Below are 21,747 nucleotides of genomic sequence, written 5' to 3'. Positions count from 1 at the left end.
GAGAGCTTGTGATGCTAAAAGTGAAGCAAGTAAGCAAGATCTATGAAGGAAAGATCGCCTATCGTGCGTTAACGGATATTAATTTAACCATTGATGAAGGTGAGTTTGTTGGAATCATGGGTCCATCAGGAAGCGGAAAAACGACGCTGCTGAACATGATTGCCACCATTGATGAACCGACCACAGGGGAAATCCTGATCAATGAAAGAAATCCCCATGTCTTAAAAAAAGAGGAGCTGGCTCAATTCCGCCGCCGCGAATTGGGATTTGTCTTCCAGGACTTTAATCTGCTTCATACCTTGACGGTTGAAGAAAATATAGTCCTGCCGCTAACATTAGACGGGAAAAAAGTGAAGGAAATGAAAGACAAGGCATACGAAATCGCTGAAAAACTGGGGATTACAGGAATTATGAAAAAACGTACGTATGAAATATCAGGCGGGCAGGCGCAAAGAGCCGCTGTGGCAAGAGCGATGATTCATACACCGAAGCTGCTTTTGGCAGATGAACCAACAGGAAATCTCGATTCCAAGTCTTCCAAGGATGTTATGGAGATGCTTGAATCGATTAATAAAACGGAGAAGACAACCATGATGCTCGTCACACATGATGCGCAGGCAGCCAGCTATTGCAACCGGGTTATCTTCATCCGGGACGGGAAGTTCTACTCGGAAATTCACCGCGGTGACAACCGCCAGGCTTTTTTCCAAAAGATCATCGATACACTTTCGCTGCTGGGAGGGGATGCACATGACCTTTCGTCAGTTCGCGTCTAATAACGTCATACGCAACAAACGGCTGTATGCAGCCTACTTCCTCAGCAGTTTATTTACGGTCATGGTCTTCTTTACCTTCTCGATTTTTGCGAATCATCCTGCATTAAGCGGGGATCAGATGAACTCAACCGTTACGAAGGGAATGAATGCAGCTGCAGGAATTATCTATGTGTTTTCGTTCTTTTTTGTTTTATATTCGATGAGCTCATTTCTGCAATCCAGGAAGAAAGAGTTTGGGTTATTAATGATTCAGGGCATGTCCATGAAGCAGATCCGTCTAATGGTCTTCTTGGAGAATATGCTGATTGGCTTATTGGCAACCTTCGGCGGAATTGTCCTTGGCCTTGTGTTTGCAAAGGCAATTTTGCTGCTGGCTGAAAATGTGCTGATTATTGAACGTTCGCTTTCTTTTTATTTTCCGGCTAAAGCCATCCTGATCACTTTTATCTCCTTTATTATTTTATTTTTCTTCATTTCCTTATTTGTGACATATGTTCTGCGCAGCAAAAAGCTGATTGAATTAATTAAGGCGAATAAAATGTCAAAGGGTGAGCCAAAAGCGAATCTTCTCTTAACGGTGCTGGCTGTCCTTTTATTAGGGGCAGGGTATGCAGTCGCCTTACTTGCAAAAGGAGTGATGGTAGTAGCTGCAATGGTGCCAGTCATTATTGTTGTTTGTATAGGCACTTATTTGTTATTTACACAATTAAGCGTGTTTATCATTAGAAGATTAAAGAAGAATGAGCGAGTTTTCTGGTTTAAGACCAATATGCTGCTGTTTTCCGACTTAGCCTTTCGCATGAAGGATAATGCGCGGACATTCTTCATGGTGGCCATGGTTTCAACGGTTGCCTTCAGTGCGATTGGCACTTTATTCGGATTTCAAACCGTGCTGACTTCAAACATAAAAAATGTCAATGCCACTACGTTTTCCTATAAAACATCTGAAGAAAATGAAGAGAAGAATGTGGAGTTTATCAATCAAACGTTAAAGGAAGAAAAGATTAAATCAGAATCGGAGCTTACTATTTTACGCTACTTTGAAATTGGCGGGGATACCATTCTAATTGCGAGTCAATCCGATTTTAACCGCTTTGCCGCGCTCATTGACGAAGATCCGATTGACTTAAAAGACGGACAATTAATGACAGTGGAGTTTGAAGGGACCAACTTCGGGCAAACGAAGGAACTCCTGAATGAAACCATTACACTGACGTCCGGAACAATTTTGAAACCAAAAGAAGTCATTCATTCGAAAGCACTGCCGGCGACCGATTCGTATTTTGTTGTATCAGATGATGACTATCAAAAGCTTCCTGAACCAGAGTATCAGGAAAGCTACTATGCCTGGCAGGCAACAGATGGAGAAGAAAGGGTAATGGCTGCCTCTGAAAAGCTTTACAAGGAACTGCCAAGATATGAAATTACAGCAGTAGACTACGAAATATATGAGATTATGAAAGGCTACGGGCCCATTTTATTTGTCGGCCTGTTTATCGGGATTGTCTTTTTCGTATCAGCCGGAAGCTTCCTGTACTTCAGGCTCTACATGGACCTGGATGAAGATAAACAAAAATTCAGATCGATTTCCAAGATGGGGTTAACTGAGAAAGAGCTGAAAAAAGTCTTAAACAGACAAACTATGATTCTGTTTTTCGCGCCGATCCTCGTCGCTCTTATCCATGGTGCTGTCGCCCTGACAGCGTTATCGAACCTGTTCTACTTTAACCTGTTTAAAGAATCAGTCGCTGTTCTAAGTGTTTTCCTTGCCATCCAGGTTGTTTACTTCTTTATTGTGCGCTTTTTCTATACGAAGCAGATAAAGGCGTCGATATAAATTTAATAAGAATTGTGGTGGGCCAGATTCAATCTGGCCCTTTTTTAAATGACAGGGAGAGGGGAATTGAGTAAACATGGTGCTGATTCGGACAGGAAAAGAGGAAAACCGGGCTGTGTTGTCCGAACCTGATGCAACTTCGGACAGGAGGAGTGGAAATCCGCGTGGTGTTGTCCGAACTTGGAGCTACTTCGGACAGGAGGAGGAGAAATCCGCGTGGTGTTGTCCGAACCTGATGCAAGTTCGGACAGGAGGAATGGAAATCCGCGTGGTGTTGTCCGAACTTGGAGCAACTTCGGACAGGAGGAGTGGAAATCCGCGTGGTGTTGTCCGAACTTGGAGCAACTTCGGACAGAAGGAGGAGAAATCCGCGTGGTGGAGTCCGAACTTGGAGCAACTTCGGACAGGAGGAGGAGAAATTTGCGCGGTGTTGTCCGAACTTGGAGCCACTTCGGACAGGAAGTGGAGAAATCCGCGCGGAGTTGTCCGAACCTGGGGCTGGTTCGGACAGGAGAAGGAGAAATTTGCGCGGTAATTGTCCGAACCTGGGGCTGCTTCGGACAGGAGGAGTGGAAATCCGCGTGGTGTTGTCCGAACTTGGAGCAACTTCGGACAGAAGGAGGAGAAATCCGCATGGTGGAGTCCGAACCTGATGCAACTTCGGACAGGAGGAGTGGAAATCCGCGCGGTGTTGTCCGAACTTGGAGCAACTTCGGACAGAAGGTGGAGAAATCCGCGCGGTGTTGTCCGAACTTGGAGCAACTTCCGACAGGAGGAGGAGAAATCCGCGCGGTGTTGTCCGAACCTGGAGCAACTTCGGACAGGAGGAATGGAAATCCGGGCAGAGCAGTCCGAACTCCGCAGTTTTATCATACTCAACTTCACACCTGCATATAGAAAAGAGAAAGTAAACCTATGCAGGAGTGATGGAATGGCAATCTTGGTTACAGGAGGAGCAGGTTATATTGGTTCACATATCGTAGACCTTCTTATTCGAAAAGGGTATGAAACAGTGGCAGTTGATCATTTGGCTGCGGGCCACAGGCAAGCGGTCCATCCGAAGGCTATTTTCTATGAGGGGGATATAAGATCGCAGGATTTTCTGAATAGTGTCCTTTCCAGTGAGCGGATCGATGCAGTCTTCCATTTTGCAGCATCATCCCTGGTAGGGGAATCGATGAAAGATCCGCTAAGTTATTATGATAATAATGTACTTGGCTCTCTTAGCCTGCTAAAAGCTCTGGAAACTTATAATGTTAAACGGCTCGTGTTTTCGTCCACTGCCGCTGTATATGGTGAGGCGAAAAACCAGCCTATACGGGAAGACGCGCCGCTCAAGCCTGCAAGCCCGTATGGCGAGACGAAGCTTGCCATTGAACGGATGCTCCATTGGTGGGCGCAGGCATCAGGAGCAAGGTTTGTGTCGCTCCGGTATTTTAATGCTGCAGGGGCAAAGGCTTCAGGGGAAATTGGCGAAGACCATCAGAATGAGACGCACCTGATCCCGATTATCCTGCAGGCGGCACTTGGAAAAAGAGAATCTGTCTCGATTTTTGGTGATGACTATCCAACAAAGGATGGTACCTGCATAAGGGACTATATTCATGTAGAGGATTTGGCTGACGCCCATCTGCTGGCACTCCGCTACCTGGAAGATGGAGGGGAAAGCAATGTCTTTAATCTGGGAGGCAGCAAAGGGATCTCTGTAAAAGAAGTGATTGAAACCGCTGCAGAGGTAACAAACAGATATTTTAAAGTAACGATTGCTCCGCGCCGGTCTGGAGACCCGGCAGAACTGGTTGCTTCATCTGAAAAAGCAAGGTCACTGCTGAACTGGAAGCCGCAAAAAACAAGTATCCGCCAGATCATCGAAGATGCCTGGAGCTGGCACAGGTCCCATCCTGACGGATATCACAAATCATAAGCGAGCTTGCCTTAAGTATAGTAAAAGCTTTTCCCTCAGCTCAGGTCTTTGCAGGGCATAATCAATCGAGGCTTTAAGAAAGCCGAATTTATCTCCAATATCATAACGGCTTCCCTGGATCAGATACGAATAAATTTTTTCCCGGTGAAGCAAAGCATGAAGGGCATCTGTCAGCTGCAGCTCGCCTTTGCTGTCCGGGCTTCCGTTCTCAAGCATGTCAAAGATCGCAGGTGTTAAAATATAGCGGCCAATAATCGCATGGGCAGAAGGCGCTTTTTCAGCAGGAGGTTTCTCAACGAGGCTATCCACTATATATAATGGGCCCCTCTGTTCTGAATAGCCGACAATTCCATATTTATTGACTTCAGACAGAGGAACCTCACTGCATCCGAGGATACTTGCCCCCGTTTGGTTATACTGCTCAATCATTTGCAGCATGGCAGGAGGTTCCCCGTCAATAATATCATCGCCAAGGAGGACGGCAAACGGCTCCCTGCCAATGAACTTTCTCGCGCATAAAATGGCGTGCCCCAATCCGAGCGGCTCCTTTTGCCTGACATAATGGATATCAGCCAGATTGGTTATTTCACGCACTTCCTCAAGCATTTCAAGCTTACCGCTTTTCTGCAGCAGCAGTTCCATTTCAACCGACTTATCAAAATGATCTTCAATCGCCCGTTTGTTTCTCCCGGTTATGATGATGATATCTTCAATCCCAGAAGCGATGGCTTCCTCCACAATGTATTGAATGGCGGGCTTGTCGACAATGGGAAGCATTTCCTTTGGCTGTGCCTTTGTGGCCGGCAGAAAGCGGGTTCCGAGGCCTGCAGCGGGTATGACCGCTTTTTTAATCATAAAAATTCCCCCTTTCCACTCTATTTTTATGTAGGCGGAAGGTTGTATTATCCCTTCCTGAATATTTTGCTCCTGTACGTGAACCCTAAAATTGTAAATAATCTTGAACCCAGAGGTGTAGAGATTGCTTTTGAAAAAAAATACAGCCGAGAAAAATCTCCTTATTCTGGCCATTGTTGCCCTGGTCCTGTTTGTATCCCCTCTGTACATATTAGGTGAAGATGCGCATATCCGCGTTCATGATAATCTTGACAGCAATCTGGCCTGGTATAAAGTCCTTGCTGAAAGCGGACAGCTGACAGGACCGATAGATGCTGTTATTCCGCAGATTATAAACGGATATCTGTCCCGAAATGCATTTGGCTCTGAATTTACTTTAATTGTGTGGCTGTATGCCCTTTTCCCGACGATGATTGCCTATGCACTCAGCCAGACGATTACAAGGGTATTTGCCTTTATCGGCATGTATTTGCTTTTGAAAAAGCACTTCCTTAAAGAAGAGAAGTGGGCGCCCATTACAATTGGGACAGCCCTGGCTTTTGCCTTCACGCCATTCTGGCCCTCCGGCATGCTGAGCACGCTTGGGATGCCGCTTGCACTGTGGGCTTTCTTAAATATCAGGCAGGGGGAAAGGTCTTGGAAAAATGTCCTTGTGTTAACCCTGTTGCCTTTATATGCGAGCATCGTTCTTGGATTTTTCTTTTTTTTGAGCGCGATGGGGATCTTCTGGCTGACGGACGTCATCAGGAAAAAAACATGGAATTGGGCATTTCTTTTATCGATTTTTTATATGACCGGAATTTTTTTCATCGTGGAATACAGGCTGATTTATTCCTTTCTTTTTGACGATGAGCCAAACAGCCGGGATGAGTACTTCCATGCGAGGCTCACTTTCTGGCATTGCGTCAGGCTGACATTCAAGAACTTTGCTCTGGGGCACCACCATGCTGCCTCGATGCATACTCTGGTCATTCTTCCGCTGATGTTTGCAGCCCTTTTTATGACGCTAAGGCAGAAAAATGGGAAGAAAGACAAGGTGTTTTTGTTCCTGTTCTTTCTTAACTTTGCCCTATCAGCGTGGTATGCCTTCTGGTTTTATAAAGGCTGGCTTCCGCTGACAGAGCGTTTTCATGTTCTTGATACTTTCAACTTTGCCAGGTATCACTTTTTAAGGCCGCTGGTTATCTATGTGCTTTTCGCGCTAACCCTGAAAATCATATGGTCTCATGGACCGTTCTGGAGGCGGCTGGTTCCGATTTTTGTGCTGGCACAGGTCATGACCGTTTCTTTTTTTAACGAGGAAATTCTTTTTCAGGATAAGCCAACGGTCAAGCAATTTTACGCAGAAGAGCAGTTCTCGGCAATTAAAGAATACATTGGACTTCCGCAGGAGGATTACCGGGTGGCAAGCATTGGGCTTCATCCGGCCATTGCCCAGTATAATGGCTTCTACACGCTGGATTCATATAATAATTTCTATCCCTTAACATACAAATATCAGTTTCGGAAAATCATTGAGAAAGAGCTGGAAAAAAATAAAACACTCCGCATTTATTTTGATGAATGGGGCGGAAGATGCTATCTCTTTACGGACGAGCTTGGCAAGCATTATATGTTCAAAAAGCGGACGAAAAAAAGGCTGAAGAATCTTGAGTTAAATACAGAAGCCTTTAAGGCCATGGGCGGATCCTATCTTTTTTCATCCGTCCCGATCGACAATGCGGAAGATAATCTGCTTCGGCTTGAGCAGGTTTTTGAATCAAAAAGCTCTGTGTGGAAAATCTACCTTTATAAAGCCATATAAGCAGGAGGAATTAAGAATGACCAACCCAGTACTCACCATCGTAGTTCCTTGCTATAACGAAGAGGAGGTACTGCCGGATACAATTCATCAGCTGGATGGGCTGCTTGAAGAATTGTTGGGTGATGATCTTGTTTCTGATAAAAGCAAAATTCTGTTTGTCGATGATGGAAGCAGGGACCGGACCTGGCAGATCATTTATAAGCAGAGTCTGAATAACCCCAAAGTGCGTGGGCTGAAGCTTGCCAAAAATGCAGGACATCAGAATGCTCTGCTTGCGGGCTTAACAGCTGCAGGAAAGGTTTCGGATTGTACGGTGTCCATCGATGCCGATCTTCAGGATGATATTACCGTAATCCGGGAGTTTATCCTGAAATTCCGCGAAGGATATGACATTGTCTATGGAGTAAGAAAAAAGAGGGACCGTGATACGTTTTTCAAAAGAAACACGGCACAGGGATTTTATAAACTGATGAAGAAAATGGGTGTCGATCTTATCTATAATCATGCTGATTTCCGCCTGATGAGCAAGCGTGCTGTGGAAGAGCTGCAGCGCTATGAGGAAACCAATCTGTTTTTACGCGGAATTGTGCCCTTGCTGGGCTATAAAACGGCCAATGTTTACTATGACCGCAAAGAGCGGCTTGCCGGAGAAACGAAGTATCCGCTGAAAAAAATGCTGGCCTTTTCCTTTGAGGGCATTACTTCTTTTTCCGTGACGCCAATCCGGATGGTATTGGCATTGGGGATCGGATCTTTTTTTATCAGCTTTCTATTTGGCCTCTACTTTCTAGGATTGCGCTATTTTGGCGAAACGGAAACCGGCTGGACCTCGTTAATCGCCTCGATCTGGATGCTGGGGGGGCTTCAGCTGACAGCCATTGGCCTGGTGGGGGAATATATAGGGAAGATCTATAAAGAAACGAAACGCAGACCTAAATTTTCGATTGAAGTAGATGCGTTTAATCTGCCGATTTCCCGCCATTTAATTACGGACGGAGACCATGATGAGCACGCGGACATTCATTTTGGAACATTATCTGAAACGAACTAATACCTTTATTCGATTTTTGCTTGTGGGAACAGTGAATACAGTTGTGGGGCTATCTATGATATTTGTGCTGCTGGATTTGGCGGGGCTATCGTATTGGTCTGCTACATTTTTGGGAAACAGTATGGGGGCAACGGTCAGCTATTTTCTGAACAGATCGTTCACCTTCAGGAGCAGGGCCCGCATTCAAAGCAGTGGGGTGCGCTTCATTTTCATTCTGTTTTTATGCTATATTCTTTCTTACTTCATAAGCGGCATGGCTGCAGAGTTTATCCAGACTTTTACCTTGCTCGGACATGATGTTTCGCCTGAAGAGCTTGCGGTTCTTTTGGGAGCGGGAATTTACACATCCACTAACTATATCGGGCAAAAATACCTCGTTTTTACTAAATAGTGAAACTAACATGAATCGCCAATAGAGCAGGTTTTTGGGGGAGGAGCTAATTAGTCTCACTTATTAAAGGTGAGACTAATTTTGTTTTACAGTAAATCCTGTCTGCTTTTTCCTGTTTCTTCACTCATTCATTTACAAGAAAGTTATGGCAAAATAGAAGACTTTCTTTTAATTCATTACTAACCCTGTCTGAATCGTAGGCGCAAACAGATAGAAGTTTTGTTTTGGCAACGATTAGATCAGCTTCTTTTTCAGATGCCGATAATTTTTTGCTGACTTCCGGTTCGTCACGCCATTCTACATGTGCCCAGCTCCGGACAGCTAAATTGTGTTCTGAATAACCTTCAATTAAGTTCGGAAGATAATCGAAAATAGAATTAACTCTAAAGTCCCCCTTGGCATAATAGAAGTCATAATTATTGACGAACATTACTTTTTCCAGGCAGTTAGTATTCAGCTTCTCTGAAAAACTTTTTTTAATCAATGGAGTCATTCGGTCATTTTCTATAATGATGGAGTATTCATTTCGTTCTAAGCCTGAAAGAACAAATTCAATGACATTTGAAATATATTGGTCCTGATTCTTGAAAAAATATAATACATGTCCCTTTGTAAGGTCTTGAATTTCATGGACTTCTTGTAGACTTTCCAAATTTGCACCCCATTGAATTTTGTCATTTTATGCCTGCTAGATCAGTTTATCATACTTTGATCTTGAAAAGGGTTCACCAGCGAAAGGGGACATCCTTTTATTCTTAAGCCTTGTTGATTGATTGTAAAATGCAATAGTGTTAACCTGAAACGACATAGTGTCCTTCCCTATGTAAAAAGGAGCGAGTACACTATGCTTAGTAAGGAAGAAAACTTACTATTCATTAGAGAACTTGGACGTTTACAGGCTGATTTTGAGAACTGTAGCGATGATCAAGTACGCAACAGCATTCATCAGGATATTCAATTACTTCTTAAGGCACTATCCATGACTGCTATGAAATAGCAGTTTTTTTATGTTTAATATTGAAGTTTGTGCATGCTCGAATGGAGAAACGATTTCCAATATGTGTTTTCTTGCATATAATTCTGAAAAGTGTTAATCTAAATAAGAATTATTTTTGTTCGGTGTAAAGGATAGTTTGAGTAAAAACTTTACGTCTTGATGATCACTGAGAGCAAGGATAGTAACACAATGTGTGTTGATACGCACAAGGAGGCAACAAAAATGGAAAATGGTAAAGTAAAATGGTTTAACAGTGAAAAAGGCTTCGGATTCATCGAACGCGAAGGTGGAGAAGACGTATTCGTTCATTTCTCAGCTATCCAAGGCGAAGGCTATAAAACTTTAGAAGAAGGTCAAGAAGTGACTTTCGATGTTGAGCAAGGTCAGCGTGGAGCTCAAGCAGCTAACGTGCGCAAAGCTTAATATTAAAACCTAACTCAGGGCAGGCTCTTAATGGGCCTGTTTTTTATGTTTAGGAAAAATATAACGATGTGAAAAACATTTAGGGAAATTTTCTGCACCTAGCACATAGCCCTTGGTTCTTGAAAATAAGGAACCCCGCTCACGAATGAGCAGGGCACATGTACACAGTAAATCAAATGGTAAACAAAGTGTATCATATTATTGTGAATTTTCCTAACCGCGGAAATCCTCTCCCCGGTGAACCTGCATCATAATTTTAGTGACAAAATGCTCCTTATCATTCTGTACAACGGTATCATAAATGTACTCTTCAAAAACATGCTCCCCTAAGGTTAAATGCAGCCTTTCCATCTCTGAGAAAAGACGCTTATATGTATCGCTGATTGTATTTTCGCTCCCAACATGATAGCCGATGAGGAAATCCCCTTTTACGGCCCGAAAATACGGATGTCCTTCCTTTGGATTGGGCTGCTCGATATACAAATAGCTGTAATTGGAGAACTCCCCTTTCAGCACCTGCTCCCGCTTCGTTATAGACCCAATCGGATACCCTGAATCAAGCTGTGAGATCTGCAATTCATTAATAAAATCCGAGATAACCTCCACAAATTCTTCATCTGATATATTTTGGATGTTCCTGCTTAGATAGAGGGTTGCTTCCGGCAATGGCTGAAGCGTAATTCGATTAAAATCAAGCTGAGAAGCTTCTTCCATTAATCCGATTTTGGCCTCGATCATTTTCTCCTTCATTTCGATCTCCTGCCGTTTTTTTATAATCTCTTCTTTTTTCCGGTACATGATGGATAAAAAGCTTTCGGGCGATTTATTTTGCATATACTGCTGAATATCGTTAAGCGACATGCCAAGATCCTTTAATAAATCAATCACAAAAAATAACTCTAATTGGTGAATGGAATAATAGCGGTATCCTTTTTCGTTTTTCTCTACCGGGGACAAAATCCCGATTTGATCGTAATAAAAGATTGTCTGCTTGTTAACCTTGCATAGCTTTGCGAATTCACCAGTCGTTAAATATTTGCTATCTTTTTTACTCATTTTTTACATCACTGCCCTTGACTATATAGTTACTATATACACTAGGATAAAACGTATAAATAAATCAAGTTTGACTGTTTTGTAAGGAGCATGATATAGATGAAAACACAAAAAATCACATTGGGATTATTATTAACGAATTTATTCATAGCCTTTTTGGGAATTGGACTTGTCATTCCTGTTCTGCCTACACTGATGAATGAATTGGGCATAACGGGCACAACGATCGGGTATTTAACTGCCGCATTTGCATTGGCCCAGCTGATTGTTTCCCCGTTTGCAGGGAGAGCAGCCGATAAATGGGGCAGGAAAATCATGATTGTTACCGGCCTATTTATTTTCGGCTTATCAGAATTTTTATTCGGGATCGGCAAAGAGATCGAGCTGCTATTCGTTTCCCGGATCTTAGGCGGAATTAGTGCGGCCTTTATTATGCCGGCCGTAACAGCCTTTATCGCAGATATTACAACGACGGATACCCGTCCAAAGGCACTCGGGTATATGTCAGCTGCCATTAGTACGGGATTTATTATCGGCCCTGGCATCGGCGGATTTTTAGCGGAATTTGGAACACGTGTCCCATTCTTCTTTGCAGGAGCAATGGGTGCTCTTGCAGCTGTGCTTTCGATGATTTTATTATCTGAGCCTGAACGCAGTGAAGAAGAAAATCAAGAAGGGGCTGCAGAGGGCAAGAGCGGCTTCAGACGCATAACGGAGCCAAAATATCTTCTGGCCTTTATTCTGATCTTTATTGCGTCATTTGGGCTTGCCGCTTTTGAATCATTCTTTAGCTTATTTGTGGATCACAAGTTTGCTTTTAAACCATCTGATATCGCCATTGTGATAACAGGCGGAGCCATTTTTGGAGCAGTATCGCAAATCCTCCTGTTTGACCGGCTGACCCGCATTTGGGGTGAAATCAAATTGATCCGCTATAGCTTAATACTATCCGGCCTGCTTGTGTTTTTAATGACTGTTGTTCATTCCTACTTCGCAATTTTACTTGTAACATTCATTGTGTTTGTAGGATTCGACTTATTCCGTCCGGCTGTCACTTCCTATCTTTCCAATATCGCAGGCAATGAACAAGGCTTCGTGGGCGGCATGAACTCGATGTTTACAAGTCTGGCGAATATCAGCGGACCTATTATAGGAGGGATGCTGTTTGATATCGATATTAACTATCCTTATTATTTTGCGACGGTCATCCTGGCATTGGGGATTGGTTTAACGCTGGTATGGAAAAAGCCTGCTGAGAAGGCATCCAAAGTTGTAAAGGCAGTATAGAAGCTAATTAAAATACACTTCCACAAAAAAATAGAGTGCAGGATATAATAAAAGAAGTATTAATTACCTGAAAGAGAGTTGATTTATTGTGGATACTCAAATAACTGCGAAATTTAAAATAAATAAGCCGGCCAGTGAGGTGTATGAAGCCATAGTAGACCCTGTCAAAATCGGTCATTTCTGGTTCTCATCGAGTTCCGAAAGATGGGAGCAAGGCAAGTCCATTACGGTGAAATATGATGAATATAACGCAGAAGGCATTTTAAATGTTTTAGAAATGGTGGAAAATAAGAAAATCGTTTTTTCATGGGGTGGAGAAACGAATGAAGAAACAGTTGTTGCCATTACACTGAATGAGCCGGATCATTTAAGTACAATCATTGAGGTGAATGAATCCGGTCTTGACGAAAATGACCCTGAAATCGTAAGCAAAATGCTGGGACAAAAAGAAGGCTGGATCTATATGCTAAGTTGCCTCAAGGGCTATTTGGAACATGGCATTCGTGATTTGAGAGCGTCATTAATCCATTAATATGATTTTAACTCTGGTACCGACCAGGCGTAATGATTGAAAGGTTTGCGTGCATAAAGCAAAAAAGAGTGAATTAACGTCTAATTCACTCTTAGCCATCATTAATTTTTTGCTCCATTATCCGGGTATGGCTGACCGTATCCTTCCACCTTTCCAGCACGTTCTTTTTCATATTCTGAACCTGAACCTTGACGATTATCAACTGAGGATTTCGCTGTTTGCTTCTCTGACTTGCCGTTCTGACGTGACAATATCTTCACCTCCCATACACACTTTAGATTGCTTAATAATTGTGAAACTATTCAAGTGGGGACACAGGTTCAATGGCCCAGAAATGATACGGGGCGTCCAAGAATTGTTACCCTCTTTGATTCAGATGATAATCCTCCGGGAGCCTGCCAGTGAGCCCATAAGTTAGCTGGCTTTTCAGGTACATATATGCTATGTTGTTAATATATAGTAGACCTTTCTTCGTAAACGGGAAAGGTCTGCTTTTTATATATTCAAAAGAAGGATGGTGCATGGAAATGACAGTAGAATTGAAGTTTTGCAAGGTGTTTGATCCCAGCAGGGGGGCTATCTACTATGAACCATAGTCTTCCCGCTCTTACTGAAAAAGAGTACTTTATTAGGCAGCTGACGTTTATTGATGAAAACTATCAGGATTTGAATAGCCTTTATGTATCTTCCACTCCGTTAAAGGAGCGGAAAAAAGACTTCCTTAGTATCTATGTAAGTGAAGTGGAGCAATACATTGCACTTTGTGATCAGGTTCCTGCAGAACCGCCTCTGCGAAAAGTGTTGATTGGAACAAAGGTAACCGTGTTATTCGACGGAGAGGATGACCGGGAGGATTATCATATCTGCCTGCCCGATCAGTCTGATCCTGATAATGGGTGCATTTCATTCTTGTCTCCGGTTGGCAGGCAGCTTCTGTTAAAAAATCTGGGTGAGCAAACCTCACTGATTATCCCAAGCGGTCAGCTGGATGTGGTAATCGAAAATATTTCGTATTGGGATCAGGAGACAGGTTAACATATTTTTACTTGGAGCAGAGGGACAGAGAACCTGTCCCCCTGTCCCGCCAGGCGGAAAAAGCTTGAGGTTCAAATAATTGACTTCCTAAACTGTAACTTATAGTATTACAGTATCGTTTCGCTGTCAGTTTATTTTGCGTAAACATTAAACACAAACTAGGTTTGAACGAAAAAAGGAGTGATTTACATGAATCCAAGCTATAAACCGCTATTTGAATCTCTTCAGTTAAAAAATAATACAGAGTTAAAAAACAGGGTAGTCCTGGCTCCGATGACCAATTTCTCTTCCCATCCGGATGGAACGGTGTCAGATGACGAGATCGATTATTACGTACGCCGCTCTAAAGGGGCCGGAATGGTGATTACGGCTTGTACAAATGTGACAGCCAACGGAAAGGGATTCCATGGTGAATTCGGCGGCGATCACGATGGGATGATTCCAAGTCTTTCGAGGCTGGCAGCCAGCATTAAAGAGCAGGGCGCCAAAGCAATCCTCCAGATTTTTCATGGCGGGAGGGAATGCCCTCCAGAGCTTGTTCCAAATGGAGAAACAGTCAGTGCCAGTGCGGTTGCATCTGAAGGCAGCGACATTACTCCAAGAGCATTGACGGAAAAGGAAGTGGAGGACATCATTACCGCTTTCGGCGAGACCACCCGCCGGGCAATCCAGGCAGGCTATGATGGCGTCGAAATTCATGGAGCAAATGGCTATTTAATTCAGCAGTTCTTTTCTCCGCATTCAAATCGCCGTGAGGACCGATTTGGAGGCAGCCTTGAAAAGCGCATGACGTTCCCGCTAGCTGTGGTAGACGCAGTGCAAAAAGCTGTAAAAGAACATGCGAAAGAGCCATTCATTGTCGGTTACCGTTTTTCGCCTGAAGAGCCGACTGATCCAGGGATTACAATGGAAGATACGCTTCAGCTTGTGGATGTCCTATCAGATAAAGGGCTTGACTATCTTCATGTCTCCCTTATGGAGTTCTGGTCCAAGCCAAGACGTGGGGCTGATGAAGCTAAGCCGAGAATTCAGCATCTTTTAGAAAAAATGAATAACCGCCTGCCGCTTATAGGAGTAGGGTCGATCCATACCCCTGATGAAGCCGTAAAAGCACTGGAAACGGGAGTGGCCATGGTTGCTCTAGGCCGGGAACTGATTATGGAGCCGGATTGGGTGCAAAAGGTGCAGGAAGGAAAAGAATCTGAAATTGCCACCACTTTATCCAAGAAGGATCAGGAGAAACTGGTTATCCCGGATCCGCTCTGGCAGGCAATCGTGAACACTCCGGGGTGGTTTCCAGTTGTAGATTGAGTGGTTTTGTCTTCAGCATTGATCGGTTATAATAAGCAAAAATTTGGAAGGGGACTGCTGAAGTCCCTTTTCTTTATATGTCAATGCTGGCCTTAATTGTTGGAAAGCCCAATCTTGGGAAGTCATTAGTGCTTCGGGCTCAAGCAGGGATAAACGCCTTCTTTGCAGAAGTTAACAGGGCAGGTTAGCTGAAAACGAAACCTATATACATATACCAGATTGCCATATAAAAAGGGGAGAGCAGATGAACCTGATTGATTTAATGGCAGCCGGTTTTCCAGCAGCCATTGTTATATTAGTGCTTATAGGATTTTATAAAGTGTTTGTAAAAAAGAAAAGTGTTCAGCCTTTCTATACCCCATTTGATGAAATTACAGGTCAATCTGAAGTGGAGTTTCATGAAGAACAAGAAATCCTGGCTGAAGATGAAGATCAAGGAAGTATAAAGAAGCAGGAGAAGAAAAAGGATAGATAATGCAGGTAACCTCTCCTGGCAAAATCTATCCTATTTGTTCTAAATTAATGATGATGCCCCTGCCCGGCTTCCTGCTTGCCTGTTCCTTTTTGCAGGAATTCCATGTCACTTTTCGACAGCTCCCCCACAATAAACTGCTTTTGCGGCATGATCAGGCTATCGCCTTGCTGGGCGTGCACTTTTACAAAGTAAAGGCCATCCTTGTCAAAATCCTTGCTGATGCTGTAGACGCCCCCGTCCTCATTGACTGCTTCTTCCATCCCATATTGGACAGTGCCGTCCTGCTTCCTAATTTCGAAATGAACAAAATCGGCATGATCAGCCGGTTTGCCGTCCTGTGTGAGAGTGGCTTTAATTGTTTCCTGTTCTCCAGCTGTAAAAGTGTCCGGTGTTTGTATTTCCAGTTTCAGCGGAGTTTCCTGTTTGTAAAGCTCTGCTGCGTTCTTATTCAGTGAGCATGCACTCAGCAATGACAGCAGCAGGATCATAAAGATATATTTTGTCACGGCATTAGACTCCCCTATCCTAAACTTACGCATTTAGAAACCTCTTTAACGCAGGTATTCTCCGGATCAAGATTAAGTCAATCATGAAAACAGCGATGATCGATAAGCCGACTAATGGGAAGAGGATTCCCATGGCAATTAACAGAAGGAAGAATCCCTTTGTGTTTTTAAACCCAGCTGTTTTTGGTGCGCCGATGTCTTTTTTCGGCCTGCGCTTGAGCCACAGATAATAGCCGCTTACCGCCACAAGAATGATGCCAAGGCAAATGAAAAAACTGATTAATTGGTTAATCAGACCAAATTGTGTTCCCTTATGAAGCGTAATTCCCCACGCCACCATTTTCCCGATCCAGCCGTAATGGTCATAGCGGTAATCCGTCAAAACCGCACCTGTATACTGATCGATATGCATCGTAATCTCATCCTGCGCTTTTGGCGGGAAGGCCGAAATTGTATACACACCCGATTTATCCTGCGGAATATAGATTGAATAGCTTGGATGAACGCCTTCCCGTTCAGCAGAAGAAACCACACCATCAATCGAAAGCGGAATAAATCCCTGAATATCTGACACAGGCACGTCCAGATTTTCGGCAGCCCATGGAACATCAGCAATGTCTTTCGTTTGGATGGTTGATTGGGGTCCGCTTCCAACCCAGACAGAAGGAGGATAACCTTGCCCGGTATTGGTTGCCATCGACTGAAAGTTCGTGCCCCAGAATCCGGACCACGGCAGTCCTGTCATGATTAAAAAGAGCATCCCTGCTGTGACCCAAAAGGCAGGTACCGCATGCATATCTCTTCTGAATGTTTTTTTTCCTCTATTCAGACGCGGAAAAAGGACGCCGCCCATGCCAGGCTTTTTCTTCGGAAACCATAAATAGAGCCCCGTTACAATGAGCACGACTGCCCAGCAGGCCGCAAGCTCCACGATCCGGTCTCCCAGAGTGCCGGCCATCAGTTCCCCATGAAACTCTTCAATTTTATCCATAATCCGGTCTTCGCTGTTTAATTCCCCTAGGGACTCACCTGTATAAGGATTGATAAAAACAGTAAGCGATTCATCGTTATTCACAATGCCGACTTCACTGGAACGATCAGCGCTTTCCCCAGGACTGTAAGCAGTCACTGCTGCGTCGGGATAAAGTTTTTTTACTTCTTCAATCTGCTGGGAAGCCGGAAGCTTTTCACCTTGAGGGCTTACCTCATAGTAGTCCTGATAAAGGACACCCTCGATTTGCGGTTTAAATAAGTAAATTGCTCCTGTTACCGCCAGAATAAAAAGAAATGGCGCAAAAATAATGCCCGCATAAAAATGCCATCTCCAAACCGTTCTGTACAGAGATGTGTTAGTCTGCGGCTGTTTCTGTATATCAGTCGTTTTTTTAACCATTTCCATGTCATCAAAGCTCCTCTTCGTCCATCTTCTTTTCATATCTTAAAAGGGGAATGTGAGAAACGAATGAAGTTTAGAAAAAAAATTTTGGCAAAAAGCTATCATAACAGCCAGAAACTTTCTTTTTTATACAAGGATTTCTAAAAAAAGTGTTGAATATTGTCATAAAAGAACAGACTAGGGAGTTTAATGATGATCCATAAACAATTAAAATCACAAAATAGCATAGAGACTCTGGCAAAGGTAAAGGAGATTGCCATTGGTTTTCCTGAAACCGCCGAACAGGTTGATAAATTTGGACATACTTCATTTCGGGTGAAAGATAAACCTTTTATTATTTTGGGAGAAAACGAAGAGGGCATTCCGTCCATTGCCATGAAAACATCAAAAGAAACGCAGGAGTTTTTATTGCAGGGAGGCAGCCGTTTTTTCAAGACCCCCTATATCGGGCAGCATGGCTGGACCTCCATTCTAGGTGATCATGAACTAGAGTGGAATGAGATAGAAGGTTTGATAAAAGAAGCTTATTTGCGGACTGCGCCAAAATCCATCCTGAAAAGCTTGAAAATGGAGAAAAGTCCATCCTAGCAGCAGGAGACCAAGACAAATCGTCCGGGTTCAGCTAAAGGAAAAGTGCAGTCAATCCGCCTATTAACAACAGGATGGAACTTGAGAGGATGGCGATTTTCCCGAAGCGGTTTGATTTATGAAAAAGTCTGACAAACATTCTCCACACCTCACTATTAGTTAGTTATATTATAGTACGATTATGGATTGAAAAGGATTCATGACATGCGCAGAGAAAGTTTCTCTGGGCATTTTTTTGTGGAATCAGATTCCCATTCTCTCTTTCATCCGGCATTGCTAGTTGCCCATACTCTTTTTTGCCCGTCTATCTCATTTTCCCGTTAAGCAGTTAGGAGGAGTCAGAATAAAAATGGTTAGGAGCTATTAGTTTGATACCCAAGCTTGCAGCTGCCCTGTGAATATAATGAAATGATCATCATGAAGAAACCAAATAAAAGATACAGGGGAGATAAAATGGAAGAAAAGAAAATTTACTTTGATAAGGAAAAAGGCTGCCTAATAGCACCTAAAACTGGGTGGAAGCGAATGAAGGCAGCCTTTTGCATCCGTCTTATGTCTGCTGCTTCTCACCTGCTCGTGCCGCCAAAAGAACATCCATGCAATGGAGATGAACAGCTCCCCGGGAAAATAGGCAGCTACTCCAAGGGACTTCCCCATAATTCTCTTGGTGAAGTTGTATCCGAGGCGTATGAACAGTATATGGAAGCTTTAAAGTCCGGAAATCCAGAAGATTTTGAATCAATTCCAATGGGAGGGAAGTTGAAGTTGGCAAATCCACAGGCTTCCTATGTGTATGATTTAATTGGACCGGATAGCCATCAATTGAATCTGTCCAAGCCTCCAGCTTTCAGCAGCGCCTGGGAGGCGGGAGAAATGGCAGAGTTATACTGGCAGGCACTTACCAGGGATATTCCTTTCCGAGCTTATGAAAATGACCCCCTGATTGCCGAGGCTGCTGGTGACCTATCAGGATTTTCTGATTTTCGCGGACTGAAAGTTAACGGAAAGGTCACTCCTGAAACATTGTTCCGCAGTGAGTTTCCGGGTAATCTTACAGGTCCCTATATTTCACAGTTCCTGTGGAAGGACATTCCATTTGGTTCTGCAATCATTCCCCAGAAATACCTCACCACTTTGGCTGGGTATGATCATATGACTTCTTATGAAGAATGGCTGGACATACAAAATGGCTTATCGCCCCGAGATCCGATAAAAGATCCGGTACCCCGCTATATCCGCAACGGGCGTGACTTAGGTGAGTATGTACATTATGATTTTTCATTTCAATGTCCGCTCTCGGCCTGTTTAATTTTGCTTAGTTATGGGCCCAATGCTCTCGACTCGTACAACCCCTATCTTAAGTCGGCTACCCAGGGAGGATTCATTACCTTCGGGGCTGCTCATATATTGGACATGGTCACAAAAGCAGCAAGGATGGCACTCGAAGCTGCCTGGTTTCAAAAATTCCTCGTCCACCGAAGGCTCCGTCCTGAAGAATTTGGCGGGCGTGTTCATAACCATATGAATGGATTGGCAAAGTACCCTATCCACTCTGAACTCCTTGAATCCAATGCTCTTTCTCAAATTTACAGTAAATATGGCTCTTATCTTCTGCCCATGGCTTATCCGGAAGGATGCCCGACCCATCCAGCGTATCCAGCCGGCCATGCGTGCATAGCTGGTGCAGGGGTGACAATCCTTAAAGCATTTTTTAAAGAATCGTTTGTGATTCCGGATCCGGTGGAAGCCAGTACTGATGGACTCTCGCTGCTTTCTTATACGGGCACACCTCTGACAGCAGGGGGGGAGCTTAATAAGCTTGGTGTGAATATTTCAATTGGCAGAGACACAGCTGGTGTTCATTGGCGTACTGATGGCATTGAAGGCATGAAGCTTGGTGAGGCAGTGGCCATTGGCCTTCTGCGGGATTACAGCTCAACATTTAATGAAAATTTTAGCGGTTTTACGTTAACCAAATTTGATGGAAAAAAAGTAACGATTAAATAAGTTTTAGCGACACATGTGCGAACTTCAGCGCCATGTGTTTTTTTGAGGATAAAAATTGGCTCTCGATAATAGTCCTGTTCAGTGTCTGTCTTTGCGGCGCTTCAATTATTTGATGATTCTCCCGGAGTTCATCTACTCCTGTTCGAATAGCCTATGCAGTCAGGGGACAAATTTTTTCTCAAAAAACACCCCTTTGACATTTTCCTGACACATTGGGCCTTTAAAGTATGACTTGTAAGGACAATAACTAACTCATATTCAAATAGATAAAAAGGAAGTGTATTAATCATGACTGATTTTAACGAAGAAAGCAGAACCGAAGATCGGGAGGCGAAAAAGCCAGTCTGGAAAGGATTTCTCTCAACCGTTGCGGCAGGGGTGCTGGGTTCGGCGCTCACGCTGGCAGCCGTTCCGTTTTTCCAGGAAGACACGCCACAAGCGACGGTTCCGGAAGAAAATGTACAAGCTGAAAGCTCATCCAATCTGGATGTGACGCCAGTATCGGCTGCATCCAATTCCCTGGCGGACACGATTGAGCAGGCTTCCAAGGCCATTGTCGGCATTGTGAATATGCAGCAGCAAAACAATAATCCGTTCAGCCAATCGAGCGAGGCTGCCGAAAGCGGTACGGGGTCGGGTGTTATTTTTAAAAAGACAGACGATGCGGCCTATATTGTGACCAACAACCACGTGATTGAAAATGCGAAAGAAATTCAGGTGACACTGCATGATGGCGAGAAGGTGACGGCAGAATTGGTCGGAACGGATGCGCTGACAGATATTGCCGTGCTGAAAATTAAAGGAGATGTAGACGCTGCAGCCATGCCGTTTGGCGATTCTTCCAAGCTAAGAGCTGGCGATCAGGTGCTGGCGATCGGCAATCCGCTTGGGCTTGATTTATCGAGAACAGTTACACAGGGAATCGTGAGTGCGGTCGACCGCTCAATTGAAGTCAGCACATCTGCAGGGGAATGGAACTTAAATGTCATTCAAACGGATGCAGCGATCAACCCTGGCAACAGCGGTGGAGCTTTGATGAACACAGCTGGCCAGCTGGTTGGAATCAACAGTTTGAAAATCGCGGATAGCGGAGTGGAAGGCCTTGGTTTCGCGATCCCAAGCAATGAAGTCAAAACACTGATTGATCAGCTGATTGAAAAGGGACAAGTGATCCGCCCATATCTAGGAGTTGGACTGGCCAGCTTTGAAGAGGTGCCTCCGCAATATTTGCGCAATCTGCCAGAGGGGGTAACAAGCGGAGCGATTGTGGCCAACATTGATCCGGACTCGGCTGCTGCTAAAGCAGGACTTCAGGTGGAGGATATTCTCGTCAGCATTGGAGGCAAGGAAATAACAAATTCCGGTGATTTGCGTAAGCATTTATACAGCGATTTTTCGATCGGCGATAAGGTCAAAATTGAATATTACCGCGGAAGCGAATTAAAGACAGCTGAAGTAACGCTAACAAGCAATCAGAAAGCGAATTAGGAAAGGGG

General features: G+C 43.9%; 22 protein-coding genes. 16 read left to right on the top strand and 6 right to left on the bottom strand.

Annotated features, from left to right (window positions below; translation table 11 throughout):
- Nucleotides 1-11: 11 nt before the first annotated feature.
- The 4 genes from QUF73_13210 (at nt 12) to galE (ending at nt 4,537) form a co-directional block, all read left to right on the top strand.
- On the top strand, nt 12-776 hold the full coding sequence (locus QUF73_13210) for an ABC transporter ATP-binding protein (protein ID MDM5227165.1): 765 nt from the start codon (nt 12-14) through the stop codon (nt 774-776).
- Complete coding sequence (locus QUF73_13205; GenBank protein ID MDM5227164.1) at nt 751-2,613, top strand: ABC transporter permease; 1,863 nt, start codon at nt 751-753, stop codon at nt 2,611-2,613. Before QUF73_13210 ends, QUF73_13205 begins: the two co-directional genes overlap by 26 nt.
- A 76-nt stretch (nt 2,614-2,689) precedes the next feature.
- On the top strand, nt 2,690-3,148 hold the full coding sequence (locus tag QUF73_13200) for a hypothetical protein (GenBank protein MDM5227163.1): 459 nt from the start codon (nt 2,690-2,692) through the stop codon (nt 3,146-3,148).
- A gap of 396 nt (nt 3,149-3,544) precedes the next feature.
- The gene (gene galE, locus QUF73_13195) at nt 3,545-4,537 is read left to right on the top strand and encodes a UDP-glucose 4-epimerase GalE (GenBank protein ID MDM5227162.1); all 993 of its coding nucleotides are present in this window, start codon (nt 3,545-3,547) and stop codon (nt 4,535-4,537) included.
- Here the strand turns inward: galE and galU are convergent.
- Complete coding sequence (galU, locus tag QUF73_13190; protein MDM5227161.1) at nt 4,532-5,392, bottom strand: UTP--glucose-1-phosphate uridylyltransferase GalU; 861 nt, start codon at nt 5,390-5,392, stop codon at nt 4,532-4,534. The genes galE and galU overlap by 6 nt on opposite strands.
- Nucleotides 5,393-5,516: 124 nt before the next feature.
- Between galU and QUF73_13185 the strand changes: the two genes are divergently transcribed.
- The 3 genes from QUF73_13185 to QUF73_13175 are packed head-to-tail and all read left to right on the top strand — an operon-like array spanning nt 5,517 to nt 8,638.
- Entirely contained in the window at nt 5,517-7,196 is a 1,680-nt protein-coding gene (locus QUF73_13185) for a DUF6044 family protein (GenBank protein ID MDM5227160.1), read from the top strand.
- Between the two features lie 16 nt (nt 7,197-7,212).
- Complete coding sequence (locus QUF73_13180; GenBank protein ID MDM5227159.1) at nt 7,213-8,247, top strand: glycosyltransferase family 2 protein; 1,035 nt, start codon at nt 7,213-7,215, stop codon at nt 8,245-8,247.
- Nucleotides 8,201-8,638 carry a GtrA family protein gene (locus tag QUF73_13175; protein MDM5227158.1) on the top strand — a complete coding sequence of 146 codons (438 nt, stop codon included), beginning with the start codon at nt 8,201-8,203 and terminating at the stop codon, nt 8,636-8,638. Before QUF73_13180 ends, QUF73_13175 begins: the two co-directional genes overlap by 47 nt.
- 124 nt (nt 8,639-8,762) lie before the next feature.
- Here the strand turns inward: QUF73_13175 and QUF73_13170 are convergent, their stop codons facing one another.
- The gene (locus QUF73_13170) at nt 8,763-9,290 is read right to left on the bottom strand and encodes an MEDS domain-containing protein (protein MDM5227157.1); all 528 of its coding nucleotides are present in this window, start codon (nt 9,288-9,290) and stop codon (nt 8,763-8,765) included.
- Nucleotides 9,291-9,857: 567 nt separating this feature from the next.
- Between QUF73_13170 and QUF73_13165 the strand changes: the two genes are divergently transcribed.
- The gene (locus QUF73_13165; protein MDM5227156.1) at nt 9,858-10,058 is read left to right on the top strand and encodes a cold-shock protein; all 201 of its coding nucleotides are present in this window, start codon (nt 9,858-9,860) and stop codon (nt 10,056-10,058) included.
- A gap of 213 nt (nt 10,059-10,271) precedes the next feature.
- Here QUF73_13165 and QUF73_13160 read toward each other — a convergent pair whose 3' ends face one another.
- Entirely contained in the window at nt 10,272-11,114 is an 843-nt protein-coding gene (locus QUF73_13160; protein ID MDM5227155.1) for a MerR family transcriptional regulator, read from the bottom strand.
- Between the two features lie 99 nt (nt 11,115-11,213).
- Between QUF73_13160 and norA the strand changes: the two genes are divergently transcribed.
- Nucleotides 11,214-12,401 (top strand): multidrug efflux MFS transporter NorA, encoded by a 1,188-nt coding sequence (gene norA, locus QUF73_13155; GenBank protein ID MDM5227154.1) that lies wholly within the window; start codon nt 11,214-11,216, stop codon nt 12,399-12,401.
- 88 nt (nt 12,402-12,489) lie between these two features.
- Complete coding sequence (locus tag QUF73_13150) at nt 12,490-12,933, top strand: SRPBCC family protein (GenBank protein ID MDM5227153.1); 444 nt, start codon at nt 12,490-12,492, stop codon at nt 12,931-12,933.
- Nucleotides 12,934-13,034: 101 nt separating this feature from the next.
- Here the strand turns inward: QUF73_13150 and QUF73_13145 are convergent, their stop codons facing one another.
- Nucleotides 13,035-13,184 carry a hypothetical protein gene (locus QUF73_13145; protein MDM5227152.1) on the bottom strand — a complete coding sequence of 50 codons (150 nt, stop codon included), beginning with the start codon at nt 13,182-13,184 and terminating at the stop codon, nt 13,035-13,037.
- Nucleotides 13,185-13,518: 334 nt separating this feature from the next.
- On the opposite strand from QUF73_13145, the gene QUF73_13140 reads away from it, so the two are divergent.
- The 3 genes from QUF73_13140 to QUF73_13130 all read left to right on the top strand — a co-directional run bounded on the left by QUF73_13140 (nt 13,519) and on the right by QUF73_13130 (nt 15,754).
- Entirely contained in the window at nt 13,519-13,968 is a 450-nt protein-coding gene (locus QUF73_13140) for a GreA/GreB family elongation factor (GenBank protein ID MDM5227151.1), read from the top strand.
- A gap of 189 nt (nt 13,969-14,157) precedes the next feature.
- A complete protein-coding gene (locus QUF73_13135) occupies nt 14,158-15,279 on the top strand; it encodes an NADH-dependent flavin oxidoreductase (protein MDM5227150.1) in 1,122 nt (373 codons plus the stop codon).
- Between the two features lie 244 nt (nt 15,280-15,523).
- Complete coding sequence (locus tag QUF73_13130) at nt 15,524-15,754, top strand: DUF3951 domain-containing protein (protein MDM5227149.1); 231 nt, start codon at nt 15,524-15,526, stop codon at nt 15,752-15,754.
- 44 nt (nt 15,755-15,798) lie between these two features.
- Here the strand turns inward: QUF73_13130 and QUF73_13125 are convergent, their stop codons facing one another.
- Both QUF73_13125 and QUF73_13120 read right to left on the bottom strand, forming a co-directional pair.
- A complete protein-coding gene (locus QUF73_13125) occupies nt 15,799-16,293 on the bottom strand; it encodes a FixH family protein (protein ID MDM5227148.1) in 495 nt (164 codons plus the stop codon).
- Entirely contained in the window at nt 16,286-17,659 is a 1,374-nt protein-coding gene (locus tag QUF73_13120; protein ID MDM5227147.1) for a PepSY domain-containing protein, read from the bottom strand. The genes QUF73_13125 and QUF73_13120 overlap by 8 nt, the downstream gene beginning before the upstream one ends.
- Before the next feature lie 186 nt (nt 17,660-17,845).
- On the opposite strand from QUF73_13120, the gene QUF73_13115 reads away from it, so the two are divergent.
- The 3 genes from QUF73_13115 (at nt 17,846) to QUF73_13105 (ending at nt 21,739) form a co-directional block, all read left to right on the top strand.
- Nucleotides 17,846-18,244, top strand: a complete 399-nt coding sequence (locus QUF73_13115; GenBank protein ID MDM5227146.1) for an MmcQ/YjbR family DNA-binding protein — start codon at nt 17,846-17,848, stop codon at nt 18,242-18,244.
- A 453-nt stretch (nt 18,245-18,697) separates the two neighbouring features.
- Nucleotides 18,698-20,251: a vanadium-dependent haloperoxidase gene (locus QUF73_13110; protein ID MDM5227145.1), complete on the top strand. Its 1,554-nt coding sequence runs from the start codon at nt 18,698-18,700 to the stop codon at nt 20,249-20,251.
- A gap of 288 nt (nt 20,252-20,539) precedes the next feature.
- Nucleotides 20,540-21,739: a trypsin-like peptidase domain-containing protein gene (locus tag QUF73_13105; protein MDM5227144.1), complete on the top strand. Its 1,200-nt coding sequence runs from the start codon at nt 20,540-20,542 to the stop codon at nt 21,737-21,739.
- Nucleotides 21,740-21,747 lie beyond the last annotated feature (8 nt).

Origin of the sequence: Cytobacillus sp. NJ13 (genome assembly GCA_030348385.1) — a bacterium.
Lineage (GTDB): Bacteria > Bacillota > Bacilli > Bacillales > Cytobacillaceae > Cytobacillus.
Note: the sequence above shows the minus strand (reverse complement) of the source record. Positions and strands in the feature narration are given on the sequence as shown.